Source organism: Pseudoduganella sp. GW821-FHT05F09, assembly GCF_059419605.1.
On sequence record NZ_JBWKSD010000004.1, the window covers coordinates 1 to 23,320 of the forward strand.

Genomic DNA, 23,320 nt, shown 5'->3' on the forward strand with positions numbered 1-23,320 from the left:
GAGACAGGCGATGTGCCAGAGCCTGAATCTTCCACGCCATCGGTTGACATGCCCGCGCTGCGCCAGCGCCTGATGGCGGCCGTGGACGACCGTATCGCTGCGATTTACGCGCGCTGGACCAGGTTCGAAACCGAGTACACCGCACGCGAGGCTGCGGCGCGCGAGTTTGCTGCGGCCGAGTACGAGGGCGAGGCCAGCGTATGGGTCTCCTCCTTCGCCACGGCGGCCGGATTGGCGAATGCGGCCGCTGCTGACCTGATCATCGAGCAGGCGGACGGGCTGCACGCGGCCTTGGAGTTGCTCGGCGCGCTGCGCATGCGCAAGTATGAGATCGCCGGCGCCGGGGATGCGGTCAGCGCGCAGGCCTCGCACGACGACATCGTAGCGCAGGCCAATGCCATCGAAGCGGGGCTGTAATGTTCCGCGCCGCCTTCTATAAGGGCACGCGGCCCGGCCTGGCTGGCATCTATAACCGTGCGGTGCGCTGGTGGACGGATTCGCCCTACAGCCACGTCGAGCTGATCTTCAGCGACGGCATGGCCGGCAGCGCATCGTTCGCCGACGGCGGCGTGCGGCTCAAGGCCATCGAGTTCGACCCGTCTCGCTGGGACTTCATCGACCTGCCGGACCACCTCGAGGCGGCAGCGCGCGCCTGGTTCGAGCGGCACACCGGCGCCGGCTACGACCTCCGCGGCAATTTCCAGTTCGTACTGACCCCAATTGGCCAGAGCCTACTCCGCTGGTTTTGCAGCGAAGCCGGAGGCGCCGCCTTGGGTCTGCCGGAGCCATGGCGCTATGACCCGCCGACGCTGGCCAGCGCGCTGACCCTGATTTCCATCCAACCCGCTTCGGCGGGTTTTTTAATGCCCACCTGAAAGGCACATATGGCAGAACCTGCAAGCTCCACCGTAGGCGTGGCGATTGCCGCCGGCACCATTACGCTGACCGGTTCCATCCTTGGCGTGCAATACGACGCGCTGCTCGCCGGCCTGGCTGGCGGGCTTGTGTCGCTGTCCTACCTGCCGCCGATGTCCCCGGTGCGCATCGCTGGCAGCGTGGCCGGATCGTCGCTGATTGGCGGGTGGTTCGCGCCGCTGGCCAGCATCACGGCGGCGAACTACTTCCCCTTCATCAGTGGTGCTGGCGAGACCGCGGTGCGCATGGCGGCGGCTGCGACGCTGGGCCTGTGCGCGCAAGTCCTGATCCCAGCCGCCTTCGCGTGGCTGCGCGCCAAGGGCGGTGCTGCGAAAGGAGATGCATCGTGATGATCCTCAACGTGATTGCCGCCTTCGTCATCTTGGCGCGCGGCGCGCTCGCCGTTAGCCACCTGTGCCCTGGCACGCCGCTGCGCGTGCGGGCTGGCTGGATCCTGCTGGCCATAGGCGCCGCTGCCGTCATGCTCTCCGGCGGCACGCCCGCCTGGCCGAACGTCGCACTGCACTGCGGCATAGCGGTGCTGGTCTGCTTTGAGCGGCGCACGCCATTCTTCTGCGAAAAAAAATGATAACTACCGACCAACTTATCCAGATCTTGCCGTTCGCGCGCAAGCGGGCGCCAGCATTCATCGATCACATAAACGCTGCGATGCTGGAATTCGGCATCACCACGCCCGCGCGCCGCGCGTCGTTCATCTCCCAGGTGGGCCACGAGTCCGGCCAGCTGCAGTATGTGCGCGAGCTGGCCAGCGGCGAGGCCTACGAAGGACGCAAGGACCTGGGCAATAATTGGCCCGGTGATGGCCGTCGGTACCGGGGGCGCGGCCTGATCCAGATCACTGGCCGCGCCAACTACGCCGCGTGCGGTGCCGCGCTGGGGCTGGATCTGCTGGCGCAGCCGGAGCTGCTCGAGCTACCCGCCAATGCCTGCCGGTCCGCTGGCTGGTTCTGGAAGACCCATGGCCTAAACGAGCTGGCCGACGCCGGCGACCAGGTGCGTGTGACGAAGCGCGTCAACGGCGGCACCAACGGGCTGGCCGACCGCCTGGCGCTGTTCGCGGTGGCGCAGCGGGTGCTGTCGTGAGCGCCCTCGGCGCCCTGGCTGGCGCGGCGGCGGGGCAGGGATGGAAGATCGCCAGCGCGGTGCTGGCCAGCCTACTGCTGACGGTGTCCGGCGCCGGCGGCGCGGCATGGTGGCTGATCGCCAGCGCGGTGCTGGCCAGCCTACTGCTGACGGTGTCCGGCGCCGGCGGCGCGGCATGGTGGCTGATCGCCAGCGCGGTGCTGGCCAGCCTACTGCTGACGGTGTCCGGCGCCGGCGGCGCGGCATGGTGGCTGATCGACCGCGCGGTGCTGGCCAGCCTACTGCTGACGGTGTCCGGCGCCGGCGGCGCGGCATGGTGGCTGATCGACCGCGCGCTGACGAAGGCCGAGGCCGAGGTAGCCGTGCAGCGCGGCCGGGCCGACGACTACCAGGCCGCCATCCGCGAGCAGAACCGCGCCACGGAGGTTCTGGCCCGCGAGACGGCCGCCGCCCAGGCGCGCGGTCTGGCTGCCCAGCAGCAGGCCGCCGCTGTCGGCAAACGCTACGACGCGGCGCTGCGGCAGCTGGACGGCGCGCGCGTCACGACCTGCGCGGACGCCATGCCGTTCGTGAATAAGCTCCTGGAGGATGTGCGATGAAGATGCTGCTGATATGCTTGGTGCTGGCCGGGTGCGCCAGCGTGCCGCCACCCGCTACGCAGACCGTGGAGGTGCCGGTCTACGTGCCGTGCGTGGTAGAGCGGCCGCAGCGACCGGCCTACGAGTTCGACAAGTTGCCAGCGGACGCTAGCGACGGGCGGAAGATTATGGCTCTGGCGGGCGACTGGCTGCGTGCACGTGCTTACGAATTGCAGCTTGAGGCGGCACTGGCGGGGTGCTGAAAGCCGTCTAATATTCAATCTGAAGGCACGCGTTTTCGTGATTTCCGGAGGTTCAAAGTACTACTGTATATTAGACCGCAATTCCAGCAAGCCTTTATTCATGCGCCCTACAGCCAATAGCGGGCGCGGATGGGGTGCAAGGGGTCGGAAGTTCGAATCTTCTCGCCCCGACCAATAGATTCAACGGGATAGGCCAGTCTTCGGACTGGCCTTTTTCGTATGTGCAGTACGGCCATCATCACAGCCAACGCTGAACGGCTCAGCGCCGCGTAACGCCTCACAGTTCCAGCACCAGCCGGCCCGGCGCGGCCCAGGAGACGCAGGTGCACATGCCGGTGGCGCGCATGGATGGGGTGAGGCAGACGTCGCGGTGCAGGGGCTGGCCTTCGCTCACTTGCGTGTAGCAGCTGCCGCATTCGCCGCGCTTGCAGTCGTAGGAGACAAAGATGTCGGCGGCGATCAGCGCATCGAGAATGGGTGTGCCGGGCTGCACTTCCAGCGTGATCTGGGACAGTGACAGTTCGACGGTGAGCGGCGCGTCGTCCGGCTGTGCGCGGGCGCCGAAGCTTTCGAAGTGCATGGCGCTTGCGGGCCAGCCCTGCTGCGTGCCGGCTGCGGCCAGCGCTTGCAGCAGCGCGGCGGGGCCGCAGGCGTAGAAGCTGTCGCTTTCGCTGTAAGCGCCGAGCAGGGCTGGCAGGTCTGCGCGTCCGGATTCCTGCGAGATGTGCTCCGTCACGGCGCCGTGCGGGATGGCGCGCAGTTCATCCGTCAGCACCAGCTTGTCCCGGCTGTGCGCCAGGTAGTGCAGCTCAAAAGGCTGGCTGCGCGCGCCCAGCGCATGCGCCATCGAGACCATGGGCGTGATGCCGATGCCGCCTGCGATGAGCAGCGTGCGGGGCGCAAGCTGAACCTGCGGCTGCGCCAGCAAGGGAAAGCTGTTGAACGGGCCGCTCACCGCGACTTCGCTGCCGGGGCCGAATTCGTCGTGCAGGGTGCGCGAACCGCCCTTGCCGTGTTCCTCTCGCTGCACGGCGATGCGGTAGCTGTCCGCCGGCCCGGGCGTGCCGATCAGCGAATAGTGGTTTTCGTATGTCTTGCCCCCCGCGCCGGCGAAGCGCAGCACGATGTGCGAGCCGGGCTTCCAGCTTGGCAGCGCTGCGCCGTCCTTGCGGCGGAGGTGGAATTCCTTGACGCTGCCGCCAAGCTGGACGGCGTTGGTGATGACGTGGCTCATGGTCTCCCCCGCTCAGTACGGCGTGCCAGGGTTGAAGGGCGAGGCGTCCAGGTATTCCCATTCCAGCGGCTGGGGCGTGTCGCGCAGTATCCATTTTTGCACCTTGAACTCCCAGTAGCGCCGGGTGCCGCCGGTTTCGTTGTCCGGATCGTCCTGGTCCCAGTGGACGGACGCGGTGCCGGTGAGCTGCAGCAGCTGGCCGTGGATGAAGTCCGGGATGCACAGTCCCGCGTGCGGGTCGGCGGTGATATTGCCGAGCGTGTTGAACAGGCTGTTGCCGTGGTAGTCGGGAATGCGCAGCGTGGTTTCGTCCACCACTTTCACAAAGCCGGGGTTGCCGCCGCGGTGCGAGGCGTCGGCGCCGCTGTCGGAATGGCGGCTCGCCACGAACACGGTGTCGGCCTGGCGGATGATGTCCTCCACGGTGCCGCGCAGCACGGTGCCATGCGCCGCCTGCACCGGCAGCGCCGGCTCGCCCAGCTGCCGCAGGTGGCGGCGCTGGATGTATTTGGGGCAGTTCGGGTAGGCCTCGCGTATCGCCACCTCGGCGCCGCGTGCGTCGAGCTGCTGCACGGTGCCGTTCACGCGGTAGCGGCGGCGTGAGCCCAGTTCGATGAACAGCATGCCGATGTCCGGCTGGAAGGCCAGGTTTTCCCACAGCGGGTCGGCCAGGTCGCGCTCCTTTTCCGGCAGGTCGATCAGGATGCTGTGGCCGCTGTCGGTATGCAAAAAACCCGGTTTGCCGAACACCAGCGAGGACCAGACCTGGCCTTCGGCATCGATGCTGGCCAGCACCGCCATGAACTGTTTGGCGATGAAGGGCCGGGCGCCGGCTATCACGGTGTCCGACAAGACCGCGATGTTGCGGTCTGCGATGGCGCTCTCGCCGGCGCGTTCCTGGACGGCGCGTTCGCCCTGGTGGAAACTGCTGTGCACGTTCATTGTTATCCCCCGGTTGATGTTGCTTGTATTTTGCGAAATAATCGGACAAACAAGAATGGGCGTCCCACGCAAATCACTATTTCGCTTGGAGTAATGAATGGATCAGGTGCACCTGATGAATGTGTTTGTGGCGGTCGGGGAGGAGGAGAGCTTTGCTGCGGCGGCCCGGCGCCTGGATTTGTCCCCTGCGGCGATCACCCGCGCGGTCTCCGCCCTGGAGGAGCAGCTGGGTGTGAAGCTGCTGCTGCGGACCACGCGCAACGTCCGGATGACCGAGGCGGGCCGGCGCTATATGGACGACAGCCGCAACATCCTCGCCAGTATCGTGGAAGCCAACGAGGCCGCCGCTGGCGTCAATTCCGCGCCCAAGGGCAATCTGTCGGTGACGGCCTCCGTGCTGTTCGGCAAATCCTTCGTCATGCCGTGCATCGTGCGTTTCCTGGACTCCTACCCCGAGGTCGATGTGTCGGCCTATTTTCTGGACCGGGTGGTCAACCTGGTGGACGAAGGCATGGACGTGGCGGTGCGCATCGGCCATCTGCCCGATTCCAGCCTGAAGGCGCTGCGCGTGGGCCAGGTGCGGCGTGTGCTGTGCGCTTCGCCGGAGTATCTGGCGAAACACGGCGTGCCCCAGCATCCGGCGGATTTGCTGCGCCATACCATTATTGCCGCCAGCGGAATTTCGCCGCGCGTGGAATGGAAATTCGGCGCGGTCGATGATCCCACCATGGTGCGCATGCGGCCGCGCTTGATGGTCACCAGCAATGACTCGGCCATCGACGCGGCGATAGGCGGGCTGGGCATTTGCCGCTTGCTGTCCTATCAGATCGCCACGGAACTGGGCGAAGGGCGCTTGAAAGTCATCCTGGCCGAGTATGAGGAGGCGCCCTGGCCGGTGCATGTGATGCATCGCGAAAGCAAGTTCGGCTCATCGAAAGTGCGCAATTTCATCGATATGCTGGTGCAGCATCTGCGCGCGCACCCGCACTTGAACCTGCCGACGGGCGTTTCCCGTAGCGAAATAATGAATTGACGGCAGCGCGGTTTCTCTCTCGTTTCTTAGTCCCTAGAATGGCCTCATCCGCTGAACGACGGGGCGGCCTACCAGACTGACCATAGAGCGAAAGGGAACCATCATGAAAGCAGCCATCATCATCTTGTCCGATCCAAAAGCTGGCGAAGAGGCTTTGGGCCGCATGTTCAACGGCCTGGCGGCCGCGTATGACTTCAAGCAAAAAGGGACGGAAACCGGGATCTACTTCCAGGGCACCGGCACCCGCTGGCCGGGCGTGCTGGCTGCGGCCAGCCATCCCATCCATGCGCTGTACAAGGCGGTGGAAGACAAGGTGGTGGGCATTTCCTGCGGCTGTGCCGATGTGTTCGGCGCCCGCGAGGAGGTGGAAAAAGCGGGCTTCGACCTGATTACCGACAACAGCGTGCCCGGCACGTCGGGGCTGCCCAGCATCGCGCAGATTTCGGCCGACGGCTACACCGTCTTCATCTTCTGAAGGGGGCGAGCCGTGAACACCAACCGCACTCTTGCCGCAGCCGCCTTCAGCCTGGTCCTGCTGGGCGCCGGCGGCGCCGCGCCGGCCTTTGCTGCGCCGGCGTCGCCCAGCGCGAATGTCGCCGGCGCCGCCGATGTCAGCTACCGCACCGTGAAAGTGGACGGCGTCAATATTTTCTACCGCGAGGCGGGACCGAAAAATGCGCCCACCTTGCTGCTGTTGCACGGCTTTCCCACTTCGTCGCAGATGTTCCGCAATCTGATCCCGCAGCTGGCGGACCGCTACCACGTGATTGCGCCCGACTATCCCGGCTACGGCCAGAGCGATATGCCGCCGATGGACAAGTTCACCTACAGCTTCGACAACATGGCCCGCGTGGTCGACAAGTTCACCGAAGCGGTTGGCGTGTCGCGCTACGCGCTGTATGTGCAAGATTACGGCGCGCCGATAGGCTTCCGGCTGGCGGCGGCCCATCCCGAGCGCGTGTCGGCCATCGTGGTGCAGAATGGCAACGCCTATGATGAAGGGATCGCCAACGAGTTTTGGCAATTGCCGAAAGCCTACTGGGCCGAGAAGTCCGAGGCGAACGGCGCCAAGCTGCGGCCCTTGCTCGAGCTGGGCGGCACCAAGTGGCAATACACCGAGGGCGCGCGCGACGTGCAGCGCATCAGCCCGGACGCGTGGACGGTGGACCAGGCTTATCTGGACCGTCCGGGCAACAAGGACATTCAGATTGAAATGTTCTACAGCTATGGCAGCAACCCGGGGCGCTATCCGGAATGGCAGGCCTACTTCCGCAAGCATCAGCCGCCCATGCTGATCGTCTGGGGCAAGAACGACAAAATCTTCCCGCCAGCCGGCGCCCATCCTTACCTGCGTGATTTGCCGAAAGCGGAGCTGCATCTGCTCGACACCGGCCACTTCGCGCTGGAGGAAGACAGCGTGGCCATCGCCGGCTATATGCGCACCTTCCTGGGGCGCACGCTCAAAAGCGGGAAGTAAACGGTTACTGCGAAACCGTTACTGCGGCCGGGCTGGCCGTCAGATATTGAGGTAGGGGCGCGCGAACAGTGCAGCGGTGGCCACGAGGTAAGTAAAGAAGAGGCCCATCACCCAGCGGTTCATGCGGTCGATCTTGTTGTCGAGACGGTGTATTTCGCGCTGTAGCGCTTCCCAGATGGACTGCTGCGCGTCGGTTATCTGTTTCAGGCTGGCGCGTAGCGCATCGCAGTTGTGTTGCAGTCTCGCGTCCTGCATAGCACTCTCGTGCTGCAATCTCGCGTCCAGCATATCGCTATCGTGCTGCAGCCTGGCGCTGAGTTCATCGCTGCTATGTTGTAGTCTGGCGCTGAATTCTTCGCTATGTCGCTGCATCTTGGCACTGGATTCATCGCTTTGGCGCTGAAGCTTATCGCGCAACTCATCCCCATCGTGCTGCAGCTTGGCGCTGAGTTCGTCGCTATGACGCTGCAGCTTTTCGCTGAGCTTGTCTCCGTCGTGCTGCAGCCTGGCGCTGAGTTCGTCGCTCTGTCGCTGCAGTTTATCGTTGAGCTTGTCGCTATCGTGCTGCAGGGCAGCTCGCAACGCGTCGCTATTGTGCTGCAACGCCGAGCCCACGGACTCCATGACGCGTAAGTGTTCTGCGCGCAGTTCCTTTGCGACATCAGCCATAAATTCCGTCAGGGACTCGAATTTTTGATCCATGCGCTCTTGCATGGATTCCAGCGTCACGCTCACGTTGCTCATCTGGACCTCCAGCCGGATGATACGGGTATCGTGTTCATGGTGGTCCGCAAGCGTAGGGCTGTCAAGCGGCGGGATGTCGTTCATATTGCGCTCCAGTGTGATCCATCCCGTCAGGATGCCGCCACTGGAGGCAGGTGGTTTTGCGCTGGCGCAAAGCTGCGCGGGGATTAAGTTTCTGTACTGAATTTTGGCGGCGGCGACGAACGCCGCGCCACCAGGCTCACCAGCCCCACGCCTATCAGCAGCATGAGGTAGACGGGCGGCTCGGGGATGGGGCTGACGGCGGGCTGCTGCGCTTGCGCACCGGTAGCGGTAGCGCCCGTCACGCTGAGCAGATCCGCTTCATTGAGATAGCTGGCTTCACCGGGAACAGGCGGCAGCAGGGCCTTGTTGCTGGCCTGGTGAACAAGGTCCGCCGCGTGCGCAGTGCCGGCGGCGGCCCCTGCCAGCAATAGCGCCAGCAGGGATTTTTTCAGTACAGTATGCATAGCGACTCCTAAAGCGATAACGTGTCGTTAACCACATTAGCACCAAATTTTCAGGCGTGTCGCTTGATTAAGAATTTCATTTTTGCAATGTTTCCATTGCGATTTGTTAGTGTCGGCGGCGCAGCTCGGGGTAAGCCAGCACGCGCATGATGACCCCGGCCGGCACCGCCTTGTGCAGCATATACGCCCAGGCATTGGCCGCGCCGATGCGGCTTTCTATCGTCAATCCTTCATCGACGCAGCGCGCCAGGATCTGGTTGCTGCGCTGCGGCTGCTGAGTATGCATGGTTGCTCCGTGGGTTTTGTTGGGATTGGGTACAATCACTCTATACCTCATCACCCGGAGAGCAAGTGAAACCCAACGCAGCGGCTATGCCGGGAAAAGTTGTGCTCGTATTGCAAGGCGGCGGCGCACTGGGCGCCTACCAGCTGGGCGTGTACCAGGCGATGAACGAAGCCGGCATCGAGCCGGACTGGGTGATCGGCACCTCGATTGGCGCGCTCAACGGCGCCATTATTGCCGGTAATCCGCCGGAGCGGCGCGTGGAAAGGCTGCGCCAGTTCTGGACCATGATGGAGCAGCATTCAGCGCTGTATCCCGGCATGCCGCGCGAGTTCGCCAATGCGCTCACGATGTCGCAGGGCATTCCAGCCTTCTTCGCGCTGAACCCGGCCACATGGTGGAATCCGAACGCCAAGGTGGGCGTGGAAAACGCCTCCTTCTACCGCACCGGGCCGCTGCACAAGACGCTGGCCATGCTGGTGGATTTCGACTACCTGAACAGCAACGGCACCCGCTTCACGGTGGGCGCGGTGAATGCCCGCAACGGCGAGATGCGCTATTTCGACAGCCAGAAGGAAACGCTGAGCGTGGACCACGTGATGGCGTCCGGCGCCATCCCGCCCGCGTTTCCCGCCGTGCGCATAGACGGCGAGCCTTACTGGGACGGCGGCATTTATTCGAACACGCCGATCGAGGCGGTGCTGGACGACGAGCCGCGCCGCGACTCGGTGATCTTTTCAGTGCAGGTGTGGAACCCGGACGGCAAGGAACCGCAGAGCGTGCTGGACGTGCTGGAGAAGCACAAGGAGATCCAGTACGCCAGCCGCGTCAGCAATATCGAGCAGCAGCGCCGCATGCACCGCCTGCGCCACGTGATACGCCAGCTCACCATGCACTTGCCCGCCGAGCAGCGCCGTAGCGCGGAGGTGCGCGAGCTGGCCGGCTGGGGCTGCGGCACGCGCATGCACATCGTCATGCTCAAGGCGCCGCGCCTGGACAGCGAAGACCACACCAAGGACATCGACTTCACCGCCGCCGGCATCCACAGCCGCTGGCAAGCCGGCTACGAGGACACCCGGCGCGCGCTGGCCGCCAAGCCGTGGGACGGCGCGGTCGATCCTATCGAAGGCGTGGCGATACACGAGCATTTCTGAGCGCGCCGGCGCGCGGCCCCAGCACCTCGCCGCACACGTCCAGCCAGGCGCGCGCGGCGTGCGACAGGTAGCGCCCGTTCCACACGTGCGCCACTTCCCATTCCAGCGCCGGCTCCACGATGCGCACCGCGTGCAGGCGTTCGTCGGCCAGCCGGTGCACAAAGGGCTCGGGCAGCAGCGCCACGCCTATCCCGGCTGAAGCCATTTCCACCAGCCAGTCCCACTGTCCGCTTTGCGCGGCAATCGCAGGCTCGATGCCGGCGGCGGCGAAGGCGCTGCGCAAGGTGCGGGTGAGGGCGAAGTCGTCGTTCAGCAGCACCAGCGGCAGCGCGGCCAGCTGCTTGAGCCTGAGCGTGCGGCGCGTGCGCTGGAAGGTGCCGGCGGCGGCCAGCGCATACAGCGGATAGCTGGCGATGCGCCCGGTCTGCAGCTCCAGCGCCGGCTCGGCCGGCAGCACCGTCATGCCTATCTCCAGTTCGCCCGCCGCCACGCGGCGCTCTATGCCCTGGCCGGTGTCCTCGCTGAGCGCCAGCGCTATGCCGGGATGGCGTTCGCGGAACGCTTTCAGCACCGGCGTGAACAGCAGGTTGATCATGGGCGGAATGCCGATCGCCAGCGTGCCGCGCTGGCGTGCCTGGGTGTCGCGCACCTCCAGCTGCAGCTGGCGCAAGGTGGCCAGCATTTCCCCGCCGCGCGCGTAGACCACGGCGCCGGTGTCGGTCAGCGTGAGCTTGCGGCCGTCGCGCACCAGCAGCGGCGCGCCCACCTCGTCCTCCAGCTGGCGCACCATCTTGCTGATGGTCGACTGGGTGACGTGCAGCGTCTCGGCGGCCTGGGTGAAGCTGCTCAGGCGGGCGGTTTCGATGAAGTAGCGCAGCGACCGGATATCCATGAGTTTTTCGACTGGAATGGTGGAATTTAAGTCATGCAATGCATGAATATCCGATTCTATACTGGCTTCATCAAAACCATAAATGATCTGGAGCACATCATGCATGAGGACCGAATTCGCCTGCCGGCGCTGATGGACAAGGTAATGACGGCCGCCGCCGCCGCGCGGCTGTTCCGCAACGGCATGACGGTCGGCATGAGCGGCTTCACCCGCGCCGGCGACGCCAAGGCGCTGCCGCTGGCGCTGGTGGAACGCGCCCGCAGCGAACCGCTGGCGCTCACGCTGATCACCGGCGCCTCGCTGGGCAGCGACAGCGACGGCCTGATGGCCAATGCCGGCGTGGTGGCGCGCCGCCTGCCGTTCCAGTCCGACGCGGCGCTGCGCCGCAAGATCAACAGCGGCGAGGTCATGTTCATCGACCAGCACCTGTCCGAAACCGCCGAGCAGCTGCGCGGCGGCAGCCTGAAGCCGGTGGACATCGCCGTCATCGAGGCAGTGGCCATCAATGCGGACGGCGGCATCGTGCCTACCATGTCGGTCGGGAATTCGGCCAGCTTCGCCGGGCAGGCAAAACAGGTCATCATCGAAATCAACCTGAGCGCGCCGCTGGCGCTGGAAGGCCTGCACGACATCTACCTGCCCGCGCAGCGGCCCGACCGGGCGCCGATTCCACTCACGCGCACCGGCCAGCGCATCGGCACGTCCACCATCCATATCGACCCGGCGCGCATCGCGGCCATCGTCATTACGGACAGCCCGGACAGTCCGTCCAACGTGCTGCCGCCGGACGCGGAAACCCAGGCCATCGCCGGCCATATCGTCGCTTTCCTGGAGGCCGAGGTGGCGGCCGGGCGCATGGGGCCGGAGCTGCTGCCGCTGCAGGCGGGCATAGGCACCATCGCCAACGCGGTGCTGCACGGCCTGACCGGCTCGTCCTTCCGCAACCTTTCCATGTATTCGGAAGTGCTGCAGGACAGCGCCATCGAACTGCTGGACTCGGGCCAGCTGGCGATGGCGTCCGCTTCGTCCATCACGCTGTCGGCGTCCATGCACGAACGCTTCCTGCGCAACATCGAGCGCTACCGGGACCGCATCGTGCTGCGCCCGCAGGAGATCAGCAACCACCCGGAGCTGGTCAAGCGCCTGGGCGTGATCGCGCTGAACACGGCGCTGGAGTTCGACATCTACGGCAACGTCAACTCCACCCACGTGGGCGGCACGCACATGATGAACGGCATAGGCGGCTCGGGCGACTTCGCGCGCAACGGCCAGCTGTCCTTCTTCGTCAGCAAATCCGTGGCCAAGGACGGCGCCATCTCCAGCGTGGTGCCAATGGCGCCGCACGTCGATCACACCGAGCATGACGTGGACGTGCTGGTGACCGAATGGGGGCTGGCCGACCTGCGCGGCCTGGCGCCGCGCGAACGGGCGCCGCTCATTATCGAACGCTGCGCGCATCCGGACTACCGCGCGCAGCTGCGCGCCTACCTGGACGAAGCGCTGCCGCGCGGCGGCCAGACCCCGCACGTGCTGGAAAAGGCCTACTCCTGGCACGCGCGCTACCGCGAGCACGGCACCATGCGCGAGCTGTGGCAAAGCCAGTGATTTGCAAAAGCTATTGCATCGATAAAATCAATTGCCTTTGTTAATCTTGTTTGCTTGTCTAGAATGAAGTCACCCCGAACAACATTCCAGAGGAGCAAGCAATGAGCCAGCAGCCACCAATTACAACCGCGTCCGGCATTCCGGTCGCCGACAACCAGAACTCCATCACCGCCGGCCCGCGCGGCCCGGTGCTGCTGCAGGACTTCCACCTGATCGAGAAGCTGCAGCACTTCAACCGCGAGCGCATCCCCGAGCGCGTGGTGCACGCCAAAGGCTCGGGCGCCTATGGCACCTTCACCGTCACGCACGACATCACCCGCTACACCAACGCCAAGCTGTTCTCGGCCATCGGCAAGCAGACCGAGACCTTTGTGCGCTTCTCCACCGTGGGCGGCGAAAAGGGCAGCGCCGACACCGAGCGCGATCCGCGCGGCTTCGCGGTGCGCTTCTACACCGAGGAAGGCAACTGGGACCTGGTGGGCAACAACACGCCCATGTTCTTCATCAAGGACGGCATCAAATTCCCCGACTTCATCCACACCCAGAAGCGCGATCCGCAGACCAACCTGAAGTCGCCCACCATGATGTTCGACTTCTGGAGCAAGGCGCCGGAAAGCCTGCACCAGGTGACCATGCTGTTCTCGGACCGCGGCACGCCGGACGGCTACCGCCACATGGACGGTTTCGGCAGCCACACCTATAGCCTGATCAACGAAGCGGGCGAGCGCGTGTACGTGAAGTGGCACTTCAAGACGCGCCAGGGCATCAAGAACCTGGCTGCGGCCGAAGCCACCCGCATCGCCGGCGAAGACCCGGACTACGCGCAGCGCGACCTGTTCGGCGCCATCGCGGCCGGCAATTTCCCGCAGTGGGAAGTGAAGATCCAGGTCGCCACCGACGCGGAACTGGCGGCATGGGGCGAGCGCACCGGCTGGAACCCGTTCGACCTGACCAAGGTCTGGCCGCACGGCGACTTTCCGCTGCAGCCGGTGGGCGTGTTTGAACTGAACCGCAATCCGGTCAACTACCACGCGGAAGTGGAGCAGGCCGCGCTGTCGCCGTCCAACGCGGTGCCGGGCATGGGCTACTCGCCGGACAAGATGCTGCAGGCGCGCCTGTTCGCCTACCACGACGCGCAGCTGTACCGCGTGGGCACCAACCACCAGCACCTGCCGGTGAACGCGCCGCGCTGCCCCTTCCACAACCAGCAGCGCGACGGCGCCATGGCCATCAGCAACGGCGGTTCGGCGCAGAACTACGCAACGGTGGAGGCGGCGGGCGTGCACGGCAAGGGCCTGGGGCACGGCGAACCGGAGCTGGCGCTGGCCGGCGCGGCGGCGCGCTACGACGGCCGTGGGCATGAGGACGACTACACCCAGGCCGGCAATCTGTTCCGCCTGATGCCGGCGCAGGAGCAGCAAAACCTGTTCGACAACCTGGCCGGTCCCATGAGCCAGGTCAGCGACGAGATCATCCAGCGCCAGCTGGGGCATTTCGACCAGGCCGACCCGGCCTACGGCGCCGGCGTGCGCGCGGCCCTGAAGGCGCGCGGCCGCAACGTGGGCTGATGTTGTTGGCGGGTTAGCGCTTTGCGCGTAACCCGCCGTGCTCCGTTAAAATAGCGGTCTTGGATCTATCTCTACACAGGACCGCCATGACCATCAAAATCAGCCAGAACTTCGACTCCGGCGCCATCGAAGTGGTGCGCGCAGACAGCGCCGCCACCATAGAACTGAATCTGCGCAACGACAACGCGGCCGATATCCGCCAGTGGTTCCACTTCCGCCTGCAAGGCGCGCGTGGCCAGGCCGTGACCATGCGCGTCCTGAATGCCGGCCAGGCCACCTACGCCAAGGGCTATGAAGGCTACAACGCCGTGGCCAGCTACGACAGCGAGAACTGGTTCCGCGTGCCGACTTCCTTCGACGGCGAAGTGATGACCATCAAGCACACGCCGGACCTGGACAGCGTCTACTACGCCTATTTCGAACCGTATTCCTGGGAGCGCCACCTGCGCCTGCTGGGCGAAGTGGCCGAGAACCCGGCCGCGCGCGTGCTGGACCTGGGCTCGACGGTCGACGGCCGCGACATGAACCTGGTCGTCATCGGCGAGCCGGAAGCGGAGAAAAAGATCTGGGTCATCGCGCGCCAGCACCCGGGCGAATCGATGGCCGAATGGTTCGTCGAAGGCCTGGTCGACTCGCTGCTGGACGACGCCAATCCCATCTCGCGCAAGCTGCTGCAGCGCTGCTGCTTCTACATCGTGCCTAACATGAACCCGGACGGCTCGGTGCGCGGAAACCTGCGCACCAACGCGGCCGGCGCCAACCTGAACCGCGAATGGATGACGCCGACGCTGGAGCGCTCGCCCGAAGTGCTGTGCGTGAAAAACAAGATCCACGAAACCGGCGTCGACATGTTCTTCGACATCCACGGCGACGAAGCGCTGCCGTACAACTTCGTGGCCGGCAACGAGATGCTGGAGAACTTCACGCCGCAGCAAGCCGCCGCGCAGAAGGCCTTCATCGACCGCTACAAGAACGCCAGCCCGGACTTCCAGGACACCGTGGGCTACGCCGCCAGCAAATACAAGGAAGACATGCTCACGCTGGCCTCCAAGTACATTGGCCACCACTTCAAGTGCCTGGCGCTGACGCTGGAAATGCCGTTCAAGGACAACGCCGACCTGCCGGACGCGCACGTGGGCTGGAACGGCGCCCGCAGCGCCGCGCTGGGCCGCGCCATCCTGCAGCCCATCCTGCTGTCGCTGGACGACTGACCGTGGGCGTCGAGATCGAACGCAAGTTCCTGGTCACCAGCGACGCCTGGATGCAGCAGGGCGAACCCGTGCTGCTGCGCCAGGGCTATCTGTCCTCGCACGCGCAGCGCGTGGTGCGCGTGCGCATCGAAGGCGAGCGCGCGGTGATGACCATCAAGGGCAAGAACGTGGGCGCCAGCCGGGGCGAGTGGGAGTACGACATCCCGATGGCGGACGCGCAGGAGTTCCTTGAGAAGCTGTGCGAGCAGCCCATCATCGAAAAATACCGCCGCCGCATTCCCTACGCGGGCTTTGTGTGGGAAGTGGACGAGTTCCTGGGTGTGAACGCCGGGCTGGTGGTGGCCGAGATCGAGCTGCCCAGCGAAGACCAGGCCTTCGACAAGCCGGACTGGGCGGGAGAAGAAGTCACGCACGATATGCGCTACCTCAACTCCAACCTGATCAAGCACCCGTACTCCGCTTGGTAAGTCCCGTCTTCCGTCCTAAACTGGAGGGATGGAAGACGACTGGAAAATCTTCGCCGCCCGCATGGAGGCCATTTTGCCGACCTTGGCCACCAAGGCGGACATGGAAAGCTTGCGCGCGGATGTGGCGCGCTGGACGCTGGCGACGGTGATAGGCCTGTTTATCGGCTTCGGTGGCTTGTTCGTGGCAATGAGCAATATCCTGAAGCCGGCTGCGGCTCCGCCGCCATGCAACTGCTCGGCGCCGGCCGTGCAGGCAGCGGCGCCGGTGCCGCAGGCGCAGCCTTTGCCGCAGCGGACCCAGCAAAAATAAAGCCCTCTTGCGAGGGCCTTTTCGTAGGGCGGGTTAGCGGGGCACCCGCGTAACCCGCCGAGCGTGCTCAATGAAAATGCTCGGTCCCGGCCGGCGCATCCTCCGGCATTTCGGCGTGGACCAGCTCGCCCGTCGGGTCGGCGAACAGCGGCGCGCCGCAGTCGTCGCAGTATTCGGACACATAGCGCTCGCCCAGCTTCTTCACCTGCGTGACGCCCAGCGCGTTCAGGTGCTCGACGATCTCCTCGACCGGCGTGCGCGGCTTCAGCAGCTCGGCGATGCTGCCCGGGATGGGGCCTTCCGGCGGCGTGCCTTCCTCGTCTTCCTGGCCGTATAGCGGCCACACCACGCCGTACACCACATCCGCGCTCTGGCGCGGCGTGAAGGCCACGCGGTATTCGTCGATCTGGCCGTCGGCCGCTTCCTCGCCAAAGCCGGCGATCACTGCGCGCAGCTCGGACGGTTCCACCGCCAGCGAATGCGTCAGGTAGTGCACCGCCGCGCGGATCGACACCGGGCGGATCAGCTTGTCCGCCTCGCGGCAGGCCATGTAGTACGCTTCCGGCAGCAACAGCTCCACGCCGCAGCCCGGCAGCAGGCGGTTCACGGTCGGCAGCGCCTGCGTGCGCCACTGTTCCAGCGCGGCCTTGCGCTCCTCGGCGAAGTTGGCCTGCGCGGCCGGCATCTGCCAGCGGAACAGCGGGCCGCCGTGCGGCGCCACCACGGCCACCAGCAGGTAGCGCGTATCGGCCAGGAAGGGCGCCGTTTCCGGGGCCTTGGCTTCCGACTTGAAGGCCACGCCCTTGAGCGCGGCCTGCGCCAGCTTGAGCGTCTTGCTGTAGGCCTCGGCGTGGCTGCGCGGCAGCTGGTCGATGGAGTACAGCATGGAGGCCATCGCCATCTGCGTGCCGTCGGCCAGCAGATGGGCCGAGAAGTGCGCCGACAGCGTGTTCAGCACGTCGGCCGGAATGGCGCCGGAGGCGATGGAAAAACGGGTCCAGGCCAGCACGGGCGCGGCCACCAGCAGCACGTCGTACTGGGTGCTCACGCCGTCGACTTCCACCGTGATGGTGCTCGATTCGCTGACCGCTTCCACGCCGTCCATCAGCACGTCGTAGGCGTTCAGGTCTTCGCGGAACAGGCCGTTCAGGGCGGCATCGACGGTATCCTGGTGGCCGGACTTGAGCAGCTTCTGCAGTTGCAGTTCCAGCGTGTGCTCCCAGGTGCGCTCCTCGAGGCGGCTGGCGGCCTGGCCTACGGCCTGGGCGAGGGTAACGAGGCGCTGGCTGTCGGCAGTTAACTTGTGTTGCGATTCTTTGGATGGGCGACGCATAGCGCTTACTAGTCTCTGGAAAGTTCGGTTATCCGTATTGTAGTGGATTCGGGGCGGGGCGGCGGCCCAAATAAAAAACGCCGGACGAATCCGGCGTTTTTGGTGGTGCTGAGACTAATTACGCGGCCAGCAGCTGGCGCAGGACGAACGGCAGGATGCCGCCGTGCTTGTAGTAGTCCACTTCGATCGGGGTGTCGATGCGCAGCAGGACTTTGACTTCCTGCGACGAGCCGTCGGCGCGGTGGATGACCAGGGTGGCCAGCTGTTGCGGCTTGATCTCGCCTTCCAGGCCCTTCAGGTCGTACACTTCCTTGCCGGTGATGCCCAGCGATTCAACCGAGTCGTTGCCGATGAACTGCAGCGGCAGCACGCCCATGCCGACCAGGTTGGAGCGGTGGATGCGCTCGAAGGAGCGGGTGATCACGGCCTTCACGCCCAGCAGCTGGGTGCCCTTGGCGGCCCAGTCGCGCGAGGAGCCGGTGCCGTATTCTTCGCCGCCGAAGATCATGGTCGGCGTGCCCTCGGCCACGTACTTCATGGCCGCGTCGTAGATCGACAGCTGTTCGCCGCTAGGCTGGTGGATGGTGATGCCGCCTTCCACCGCCGAACCGTCGGCCTTGGCCGGGATCATCTTGTTCTTGATGCGCACGTTGGCGAAGGTGCCGCGCATCATGATCTCGTGGTTGCCGCGGCGCGAGCCGTAGGAGTTGAAGTCGGCCTTGAGCACGCCGTTGTCCTTCAGCCATTTGCCGGCCGGACCGTCTTCCTTGATCGAACCGGCCGGGGAAATGTGGTCGGTGGTGATCGAGTCGCCGAACACGCCCAGCGCGCGCGCGCCGGTGATGCCGGCCGCGGCCGCTTTCGGGGTCATCTCGAAGCCGTCGAAGAACGGCGGCTCGGCGATGTAGGTCGAGTCCGGCCAGTTGTAGACCTGGCCTTCGGTCGACGACACGGCTTCCCACAGCTTGCCCGGTGCGCCCTTGACGTCGGCGTAGTTGTCCTTGAACACTTTCGAGTTCATGGCGAACTTCATCAGCTTGCCGATTTCCTGCGAGGTCGGCCAGATGTCGCCCAGGTAGACGTCCTTGCCGTTGGTGCCCTTGCCAACCGGCTCGGTCATCAGGTCGCGCGTCATGTTGCCGGCGATGGCGTAGGCCACCACCAGCGGCGGCGAGGCCAGGAAGTTGGAGCGGATGTTCGGGTGGATGCGCGCTTCGAAGTTGCGGTTGCCCGACAGGACGGCCGAGGCCACGATGTCGTTCGAGGCGATCGCCGCGTTCAGTTCCGGAGTCAGGTCACCGGCGTTGCCGATGCAGGTGGTGCAGCCGTAGGCGGTCACGCCGAAGCCCAGTTGCTCCAGGTAAGGCAGCAGGCCGGCGGCGGTCAGGTACTCGGTCACCACGCGCGAGCCGGGGGCCAGCGAGGTCTTGATGTGCGGCGCCACGGTCAGGCCTGCTTCCACGGCTTTCTTGGCCAGCAGGCCGGCGGCCAGCAGCACCGACGGATTCGAGGTGTTGGTGCAGGAGGTGATGGCTGCGATCAGTACGTCGCCGTTGTGCACTTTCACGCCGTTCGAGGTGGTGTACTCGGTGGTCAGGTCGGCGGCGTCCTTGTTGAAGCCGTTTTCGGTGGTCGGTTTCGAGAACAGTTCGGTGAAGTTGTTCTTCACGTTGCCGATTTCGATACGGTCCTGCGGACGCTTGGGACCGGCCAGGGAGGGCGTAACGCTGGTGAGGTTCAGTTCCACCACGCGGGTGTAGTCGATGTCGCCGGCTTTCGGCACGCCGAACAGGTTCTGGGCCTTGAAGTAGGCTTCGAAGGCGTCGATTTCCGCCTTGGTGCGGCCGGTGCCCTTGAAGTAGTCGATGGTCGCTTCGTCAACCGGGAAGAAGCCCATGGTGGCGCCGTATTCCGGCGCCATGTTGGCGATGGTGGCGCGGTCGGTCAGCGACAGCGTCTCGGTGCCTTCGCCGAAGAACTCGACGAACTTGCCCACGACTTTCTCTTTGCGCAGCAGTTCGGTGATGGTCAGCACCAGGTCGGTCGCGGTGCAGCCTTCGCGCAGCACGCCGGTCAGGTTCACGCCGATCACGTCCGGGGTCAGGAAGTAGACCGGCTGGCCCAGCATGCCGGCTTCCGCCTCGATGCCGCCCACGCCCCAGCCCACCACGCCGATGCCGTTGATCATGGTGGTGTGCGAGTCGGTGCCCACCAGGGTGTCCGGGTAGTACACGCCGTCGGCGGCCTTGTGCACGCCGCGCGCCAGGTACTCCAGGTTCACCTGGTGCACGATGCCGAAGCCCGGCGGCACCACGCCGAAGGTGTCGAAGGCCTGCATGCCCCATTTCATGAACTGGTAGCGCTCGTTGTTGCGCGAGAACTCCAGCTTCATGTTCAGGTCCAGCGCCTTCGGCTCGCGGAAGTGGTCGATGGTGACCGAGTGGTCCACCACCAGGTCCACCGGCACCAGCGGCTCGATCTTTTTCGGGTTCACGCCCATTTTCGAGGCCACGTTGCGCATCGCGGCCAGGTCGGCCAGCAGCGGCACGCCGGTGAAGTCCTGCAGCACCACGCGGGCCACCACGAAAGGAATCTCGTCGGTGCGCTCGGCGGTCGCGCCCCAGCTGGCCAGCTGTTTCACGTGCTCTTCAGTGACCTTTTTGCCGTCGCAGTTGCGCAGCACGGATTCCAGCACCACACGGATCGATACCGGCAGGCGCGAAACGTTGATACCCAGGCTCTTTTCCAGTGCCGGCAGGGAGTAGAACTTCCCCTTCTTGCCAGCAATGTTGAAATCCTTCAGCGTGTTCAGTGTGTTGCGGGACATGACCTCTCCTTCAGTGGGTATCGTCTGTTGTTAATATGGTTCTGGATCAGCCTTGCGTAGCAGGCGCGGCAGGGGCCGCGGCGGCCGGTTTCATCTGCTCTGCGTTGCGGCATTCGTTGGCCAGCTGGCGGTTCTGCTTGGAGTCCAGCAGCATGCCCTTGGCCGGGATGCCGATCCAGATCAGGCCGTACAGCTTGTTCTCAAAGCGGTTGGCGCCGGTGGTGGTGCCGACGCGCTTCAGGCGGTGCAGGCGTTTTTTCCAGCGCAGGGCGATGAAGTTGTCGTCGCCGGCGTTCTGGTAAATGGTGATCTTGTTGCCCAGTTCGCAGTCGAAATCGACCACGGAGGAGCCTTCCACGCCCGGTTCGGCGGCTTCCTCGGCTTCCTCCGGCGAGGTGGGCGACACCGCCGGCGCAGCGCCCGTTTCGGACGGCTTGGCCGCCTTCCTGGCGCCTTTCACGGCCTTCTTGGCCACGGTGTTGACTTCGGCCTGCGCGGCTGGCGCCAGGCACAGGGACAGCGAGCCGAGCGCGATGCTGCAGGCCAGGAATAGTTTGGAGATGGTCATGGCTTTGATTCCGTTACAGGTTCGACAGGGTTGAGCAGGGCGGCGGCCGCTTCCGGCAGCGCCAGGCCCGCCAGGCGCGCGCGTTGCAGCACGGTCCAATAATAGCGGTAGCTGGCGCGGTCGTGCAGGCGGCCGTTTTGCGAGATCGGTCCCCACTGCACGCGCTCGGCGTCCTGCAGGATGTGGGTCGCTTCGTTCACTTCGGACAGGCGCGGCGTGAAGGCCTTGATCACCGGCTTGATCTGGTTCGGGTGGATGCTCCACATGCGCGTGTAGCCGAATTCGGCGGCCGCGCGCTGGGCGTCGTTGGCCACCACGGCCGGGTCCTTGATCTCGGTGGTCACATTGTGCGAGGGCACCTTGCCGTGCGCGTGGCAGGCGGCGGCGATCTCGAGCTTGGCGCGCACCACCAGCGGATGCGTGAACTGGCCCGGCGTGCGCATGGCGTTGCCCGGCACCGCGCCGTAGTGGCTGGACACGAAGTCCATGATGCCGAAGGACAGGCATTCGACCTGGGGCAGGGCGGCGATGGCGTACACGTCGTGCAGGGCGCCGTGGGTTTCGATCAGCACGTGCACCGGCACGGCGGCGCGGCCGGCCTTCTGCGCGTAGCCGTTGATGACTTCGATGGCGCGCATCACCTGCTGCACGCTGTCCGGCTTGGGCAGCACCACATAGGCCAGCTTGTGCGCGGCGGCGCCGCAGATGATTTCCACGTCGCGCTCGAAGTGCGGGCTGTGCAGGTCGTGCACGCGGGCGCCGATGCGGCCGAATTTGTTGTCGTCGCTGAGCAGCAGCTCGGCGACCAGGCGCGCGTGCGCCTCCTCGTTGCCGGCGGAGGCGCCGTCTTCGCAGTCGAAGGTGATGTCGAACAGCGGGCCAAGTTCTTGTTGCAAGGCAATCGATTTGCGCATCAGCTTTTCGGAGCCGGCGTAGTGGTCGCAGGCCGGCAAGAGCAGCGGCTGGCGTGTGCCCTGGAATAAAACCTCGGATGGATGCATGCGGGAAGGGGGAGTTGCTGAAGAGGGTGATGCGGCTGCGGCGGGCGCAGACGGAAGCGCCGCACTGCTCTCGGCAGTGCGGCGGGTGCGGCGTATGGTCGGCTTAACCGGTTCCACAGTCGCCAGGCAGGCAGATTATGGCAGCAGGTGCTTCACGCCTTCACGCTCTTCGGTCAGTTCCTTCAGCGTGATGTTGATGCGCTCTTGCGAGAAGGCGTCGATTTCCAGGCCCTGAACGATGGTGTATTCGCCGTTCGCGGTGGTCACAGGGAAGCCGAACATGGTGCCTTCAGGGATGCCGTAGGAGCCGTCCGATGGGATGCCCATGGTGGTCCACTTGCCGTTGGTGCCCAGTACCCAGTCGCGCACGTGGTCGATGGCGGCGTTGGCGGCCGAAGCAGCCGAGGACAGGCCGCGCGCTTCGATGATGGCTGCGCCGCGCTTGCCCACGGTAGGCAGGAAGGTGTTGGCGTTCCATTCCTGGTCGTTGATCAGGTCCTTGACCGATTTGCCGTCCACGGTGGCGAAACGGTAGTCGGCGTACATGGTCGGCGAGTGGTTGCCCCATACGCACAGCTTCTCGATGTCTTTCACCTGGGTGCCGGTCTTGGCAGCCACTTGCGACAGCGCGCGGTTGTGGTCCAGGCGCAGCATGGCGGTGAAGTTCTTGGCCGGCAGCGAAGGGGCCGATTTCATGGCGATGTAGGCGTTGGTGTTGGCTGGGTTGCCGACCACCAGCACTTTCACGTTGCGCGAAGCGACGGCGTCCAGCGCCTTGCCCTGCACGGTGAAGATCTGGGCGTTGGCTTCCAGCAGGTCCTTGCGCTCCATGCCTGGGCCGCGCGGACGGGCGCCGACCAGCAGGGCCACGTCGGCGTCCTTGAAGGCGGTCATCGGGTCGGAGTGGGCGGTCATGCCGGCCAGCAGCGGGAACGCGCAGTCGTCGATTTCCATCATGACGCCTTTGAGCGCCTTTTGCGCTTTTTCGTCAGCGATTTCAAGCAGTTGCAGGATGACCGGCTGGTCTTTGCCCAGCATGTCGCCGTTGGCGATGCGGAACAGCAGGGAATAGCCGATCTGGCCGGCGGCGCCGGTAACGGCAACACGCATTGGGGTTTTAGCCATGATGAATCTCCAAAGTGGAATAGAAAACGATCTTGAAGCTGGGCCTACGCTTGCGGAAAACTATAATGATACCAAAACCGGCAAGGTTTAATGTTTGCCTTTGACCGGTGCAACGACTATGCTCTTCTTGTTCCGATGCGCGCTGCGCGCGGGCGGACAAAGAGGGCATAGCCGCCGAGTGTAGGCCGGTCTTCTGCT

Annotated in this window: 27 protein-coding genes; 16 read left to right on the forward strand and 11 right to left on the reverse strand. The window is 65.0% G+C overall.

From position 1 onward, the window contains the following. The 7 genes from AC07S4_RS13475 to AC07S4_RS13505 all read left to right on the forward strand — a co-directional run. On the forward strand, positions 1–417 hold a 417-nt coding region (locus AC07S4_RS13475), incomplete at its 5' end, for a hypothetical protein (RefSeq protein WP_494987147.1). Further along, on the forward strand, positions 417–875 hold the full coding sequence (locus AC07S4_RS13480; RefSeq protein ID WP_494987148.1) for a hypothetical protein: 459 nt from the start codon (positions 417–419) through the stop codon (positions 873–875). The genes AC07S4_RS13475 and AC07S4_RS13480, both read left to right, overlap by 1 nt. 9 nt (positions 876–884) lie before the next feature. Further along, on the forward strand, positions 885–1,265 hold the full coding sequence (locus AC07S4_RS13485) for a restriction endonuclease (RefSeq protein ID WP_494987149.1): 381 nt from the start codon (positions 885–887) through the stop codon (positions 1,263–1,265). Then, positions 1,262–1,504: a hypothetical protein gene (locus AC07S4_RS13490; RefSeq protein ID WP_494987150.1), complete on the forward strand. Its 243-nt coding sequence runs from the start codon at positions 1,262–1,264 to the stop codon at positions 1,502–1,504. The genes AC07S4_RS13485 and AC07S4_RS13490 overlap by 4 nt, the downstream gene beginning before the upstream one ends. Next, positions 1,501–2,019 (forward strand): glycoside hydrolase family 19 protein, encoded by a 519-nt coding sequence (locus AC07S4_RS13495; protein ID WP_494987151.1) that lies wholly within the window; start codon positions 1,501–1,503, stop codon positions 2,017–2,019. Before AC07S4_RS13490 ends, AC07S4_RS13495 begins: the two co-directional genes overlap by 4 nt. Beyond that, positions 2,016–2,618, forward strand: coding sequence for a hypothetical protein (locus AC07S4_RS13500; RefSeq protein WP_494987152.1), 603 nt, complete (start codon positions 2,016–2,018; stop codon positions 2,616–2,618). The genes AC07S4_RS13495 and AC07S4_RS13500 overlap by 4 nt, the downstream gene beginning before the upstream one ends. Then, on the forward strand, positions 2,615–2,860 hold the full coding sequence (locus AC07S4_RS13505; protein WP_494987153.1) for a hypothetical protein: 246 nt from the start codon (positions 2,615–2,617) through the stop codon (positions 2,858–2,860). Before AC07S4_RS13500 ends, AC07S4_RS13505 begins: the two co-directional genes overlap by 4 nt. Positions 2,861–3,137: 277 nt before the next feature. Here the strand turns inward: AC07S4_RS13505 and AC07S4_RS13510 are convergent, their stop codons facing one another. Continuing rightward, positions 3,138–4,094, reverse strand: coding sequence for a PDR/VanB family oxidoreductase (locus AC07S4_RS13510; RefSeq protein WP_494987154.1), 957 nt, complete (start codon positions 4,092–4,094; stop codon positions 3,138–3,140). 12 nt (positions 4,095–4,106) lie between these two features. Continuing rightward, the gene (locus AC07S4_RS13515) at positions 4,107–5,036 is read right to left on the reverse strand and encodes a pyridoxamine 5'-phosphate oxidase family protein (RefSeq protein ID WP_494987155.1); all 930 of its coding nucleotides are present in this window, start codon (positions 5,034–5,036) and stop codon (positions 4,107–4,109) included. Positions 5,037–5,133: 97 nt separating this feature from the next. Here AC07S4_RS13515 and AC07S4_RS13520 point away from each other — a divergent pair, with 97 nt between their 5' ends. From AC07S4_RS13520 to AC07S4_RS13530, 3 genes are all read left to right on the forward strand, one after another. Next, entirely contained in the window at positions 5,134–6,069 is a 936-nt protein-coding gene (locus AC07S4_RS13520) for a LysR family transcriptional regulator (protein ID WP_494987156.1), read from the forward strand. Positions 6,070–6,172: 103 nt separating this feature from the next. Then, positions 6,173–6,544, forward strand: coding sequence for a DsrE family protein (locus AC07S4_RS13525; protein ID WP_494987157.1), 372 nt, complete (start codon positions 6,173–6,175; stop codon positions 6,542–6,544). Positions 6,545–6,556: 12 nt separating this feature from the next. Further along, entirely contained in the window at positions 6,557–7,546 is a 990-nt protein-coding gene (locus AC07S4_RS13530) for an alpha/beta fold hydrolase (protein ID WP_494987158.1), read from the forward strand. Between the two features lie 39 nt (positions 7,547–7,585). Here the strand turns inward: AC07S4_RS13530 and AC07S4_RS13535 are convergent, their stop codons facing one another. The 3 genes from AC07S4_RS13535 to AC07S4_RS13545 form a co-directional block, all read right to left on the reverse strand. Further along, positions 7,586–8,374: a hypothetical protein gene (locus AC07S4_RS13535; RefSeq protein WP_494987159.1), complete on the reverse strand. Its 789-nt coding sequence runs from the start codon at positions 8,372–8,374 to the stop codon at positions 7,586–7,588. An 83-nt stretch (positions 8,375–8,457) separates the two neighbouring features. Beyond that, positions 8,458–8,778 (reverse strand): PEP-CTERM sorting domain-containing protein, encoded by a 321-nt coding sequence (locus AC07S4_RS13540; protein ID WP_494987160.1) that lies wholly within the window; start codon positions 8,776–8,778, stop codon positions 8,458–8,460. 106 nt (positions 8,779–8,884) lie between these two features. Then, positions 8,885–9,064, reverse strand: coding sequence for a hypothetical protein (locus tag AC07S4_RS13545; RefSeq protein ID WP_494987161.1), 180 nt, complete (start codon positions 9,062–9,064; stop codon positions 8,885–8,887). Positions 9,065–9,150: 86 nt separating this feature from the next. Here AC07S4_RS13545 and AC07S4_RS13550 point away from each other — a divergent pair, with 86 nt between their 5' ends. Beyond that, a complete protein-coding gene (locus tag AC07S4_RS13550; protein WP_494987162.1) occupies positions 9,151–10,215 on the forward strand; it encodes a patatin-like phospholipase family protein in 1,065 nt (354 codons plus the stop codon). Here AC07S4_RS13550 and AC07S4_RS13555 read toward each other — a convergent pair. Beyond that, the gene (locus AC07S4_RS13555; RefSeq protein WP_494987163.1) at positions 10,181–11,107 is read right to left on the reverse strand and encodes a LysR substrate-binding domain-containing protein; all 927 of its coding nucleotides are present in this window, start codon (positions 11,105–11,107) and stop codon (positions 10,181–10,183) included. The genes AC07S4_RS13550 and AC07S4_RS13555 overlap by 35 nt on opposite strands. 99 nt (positions 11,108–11,206) lie before the next feature. Between AC07S4_RS13555 and scpC the strand changes: the two genes are divergently transcribed. The 5 genes from scpC to AC07S4_RS13580 all read left to right on the forward strand — a co-directional run bounded on the left by scpC (position 11,207) and on the right by AC07S4_RS13580 (position 16,268). Further along, on the forward strand, positions 11,207–12,712 hold the full coding sequence (scpC, locus tag AC07S4_RS13560) for a succinyl-CoA:acetate CoA-transferase ScpC (protein ID WP_494987164.1): 1,506 nt from the start codon (positions 11,207–11,209) through the stop codon (positions 12,710–12,712). A 101-nt stretch (positions 12,713–12,813) separates the two neighbouring features. Continuing rightward, positions 12,814–14,280 (forward strand): catalase, encoded by a 1,467-nt coding sequence (locus AC07S4_RS13565; RefSeq protein ID WP_494987165.1) that lies wholly within the window; start codon positions 12,814–12,816, stop codon positions 14,278–14,280. 86 nt (positions 14,281–14,366) lie between these two features. After that, a complete protein-coding gene (locus tag AC07S4_RS13570; RefSeq protein WP_494987166.1) occupies positions 14,367–15,491 on the forward strand; it encodes a M14 family metallopeptidase in 1,125 nt (374 codons plus the stop codon). 2 nt (positions 15,492–15,493) lie between these two features. Then, on the forward strand, positions 15,494–15,958 hold the full coding sequence (locus AC07S4_RS13575) for a CYTH domain-containing protein (RefSeq protein WP_494987167.1): 465 nt from the start codon (positions 15,494–15,496) through the stop codon (positions 15,956–15,958). 28 nt (positions 15,959–15,986) lie between these two features. Next, positions 15,987–16,268 (forward strand): hypothetical protein, encoded by a 282-nt coding sequence (locus AC07S4_RS13580; RefSeq protein WP_494987168.1) that lies wholly within the window; start codon positions 15,987–15,989, stop codon positions 16,266–16,268. Between the two features lie 67 nt (positions 16,269–16,335). Here the strand turns inward: AC07S4_RS13580 and AC07S4_RS13585 are convergent, their stop codons facing one another. From AC07S4_RS13585 to AC07S4_RS13605, 5 genes are all read right to left on the reverse strand, one after another. Then, a complete protein-coding gene (locus AC07S4_RS13585; protein WP_494987169.1) occupies positions 16,336–17,601 on the reverse strand; it encodes a DUF2863 family protein in 1,266 nt (421 codons plus the stop codon). Positions 17,602–17,719: 118 nt separating this feature from the next. Further along, positions 17,720–20,428 carry an aconitate hydratase AcnA gene (acnA, locus tag AC07S4_RS13590; RefSeq protein WP_494987170.1) on the reverse strand — a complete coding sequence of 903 codons (2,709 nt, stop codon included), beginning with the start codon at positions 20,426–20,428 and terminating at the stop codon, positions 17,720–17,722. Positions 20,429–20,474: 46 nt separating this feature from the next. Beyond that, the gene (locus tag AC07S4_RS13595; protein WP_494987171.1) at positions 20,475–20,996 is read right to left on the reverse strand and encodes a hypothetical protein; all 522 of its coding nucleotides are present in this window, start codon (positions 20,994–20,996) and stop codon (positions 20,475–20,477) included. After that, the gene (locus AC07S4_RS13600; RefSeq protein ID WP_494987172.1) at positions 20,993–21,997 is read right to left on the reverse strand and encodes an HpcH/HpaI aldolase/citrate lyase family protein; all 1,005 of its coding nucleotides are present in this window, start codon (positions 21,995–21,997) and stop codon (positions 20,993–20,995) included. The genes AC07S4_RS13595 and AC07S4_RS13600 overlap by 4 nt, the downstream gene beginning before the upstream one ends. A 135-nt stretch (positions 21,998–22,132) precedes the next feature. Further along, a complete protein-coding gene (locus tag AC07S4_RS13605; protein ID WP_161071875.1) occupies positions 22,133–23,122 on the reverse strand; it encodes a malate dehydrogenase in 990 nt (329 codons plus the stop codon). Positions 23,123–23,320: the final 198 nt, after the last annotated feature.

What these genes read in the sequence shown, in the direction of transcription:
- AC07S4_RS13480 (WP_494987148.1), top strand. Translation starts at nt 417, where the DNA reads ATGTTCCGCGCCGCCTTCTATAAGGGCACGCGGCCCGGCCTGGCTGGC.
- AC07S4_RS13485 (WP_494987149.1), top strand. Translation starts at nt 885, where the DNA reads ATGGCAGAACCTGCAAGCTCCACCGTAGGCGTGGCGATTGCCGCCGGC.
- AC07S4_RS13495 (WP_494987151.1), top strand. Translation starts at nt 1,501, where the DNA reads ATGATAACTACCGACCAACTTATCCAGATCTTGCCGTTCGCGCGCAAG.
- AC07S4_RS13505 (WP_494987153.1), top strand. Translation starts at nt 2,615, where the DNA reads ATGAAGATGCTGCTGATATGCTTGGTGCTGGCCGGGTGCGCCAGCGTG.
- AC07S4_RS13510 (WP_494987154.1), bottom strand. Translation starts at nt 4,094, where the DNA reads ATGAGCCACGTCATCACCAACGCCGTCCAGCTTGGCGGCAGCGTCAAG.
- AC07S4_RS13515 (WP_494987155.1), bottom strand. Translation starts at nt 5,036, where the DNA reads ATGAACGTGCACAGCAGTTTCCACCAGGGCGAACGCGCCGTCCAGGAA.
- AC07S4_RS13520 (WP_494987156.1), top strand. Translation starts at nt 5,134, where the DNA reads ATGGATCAGGTGCACCTGATGAATGTGTTTGTGGCGGTCGGGGAGGAG.
- AC07S4_RS13525 (WP_494987157.1), top strand. Translation starts at nt 6,173, where the DNA reads ATGAAAGCAGCCATCATCATCTTGTCCGATCCAAAAGCTGGCGAAGAG.
- AC07S4_RS13535 (WP_494987159.1), bottom strand. Translation starts at nt 8,374, where the DNA reads ATGAACGACATCCCGCCGCTTGACAGCCCTACGCTTGCGGACCACCAT.
- AC07S4_RS13540 (WP_494987160.1), bottom strand. Translation starts at nt 8,778, where the DNA reads ATGCATACTGTACTGAAAAAATCCCTGCTGGCGCTATTGCTGGCAGGG.
- AC07S4_RS13545 (WP_494987161.1), bottom strand. Translation starts at nt 9,064, where the DNA reads ATGCATACTCAGCAGCCGCAGCGCAGCAACCAGATCCTGGCGCGCTGC.
- AC07S4_RS13550 (WP_494987162.1), top strand. Translation starts at nt 9,151, where the DNA reads ATGCCGGGAAAAGTTGTGCTCGTATTGCAAGGCGGCGGCGCACTGGGC.
- AC07S4_RS13555 (WP_494987163.1), bottom strand. Translation starts at nt 11,107, where the DNA reads ATGGATATCCGGTCGCTGCGCTACTTCATCGAAACCGCCCGCCTGAGC.
- scpC (WP_494987164.1), top strand. Translation starts at nt 11,207, where the DNA reads ATGCATGAGGACCGAATTCGCCTGCCGGCGCTGATGGACAAGGTAATG.
- AC07S4_RS13565 (WP_494987165.1), top strand. Translation starts at nt 12,814, where the DNA reads ATGAGCCAGCAGCCACCAATTACAACCGCGTCCGGCATTCCGGTCGCC.
- AC07S4_RS13570 (WP_494987166.1), top strand. Translation starts at nt 14,367, where the DNA reads ATGACCATCAAAATCAGCCAGAACTTCGACTCCGGCGCCATCGAAGTG.
- AC07S4_RS13580 (WP_494987168.1), top strand. Translation starts at nt 15,987, where the DNA reads ATGGAAGACGACTGGAAAATCTTCGCCGCCCGCATGGAGGCCATTTTG.
- AC07S4_RS13585 (WP_494987169.1), bottom strand. Translation starts at nt 17,601, where the DNA reads ATGCGTCGCCCATCCAAAGAATCGCAACACAAGTTAACTGCCGACAGC.
- acnA (WP_494987170.1), bottom strand. Translation starts at nt 20,428, where the DNA reads ATGTCCCGCAACACACTGAACACGCTGAAGGATTTCAACATTGCTGGC.
- AC07S4_RS13595 (WP_494987171.1), bottom strand. Translation starts at nt 20,996, where the DNA reads ATGACCATCTCCAAACTATTCCTGGCCTGCAGCATCGCGCTCGGCTCG.
- AC07S4_RS13600 (WP_494987172.1), bottom strand. Translation starts at nt 21,997, where the DNA reads ATGCATCCATCCGAGGTTTTATTCCAGGGCACACGCCAGCCGCTGCTC.
- AC07S4_RS13605 (WP_161071875.1), bottom strand. Translation starts at nt 23,122, where the DNA reads ATGGCTAAAACCCCAATGCGTGTTGCCGTTACCGGCGCCGCCGGCCAG.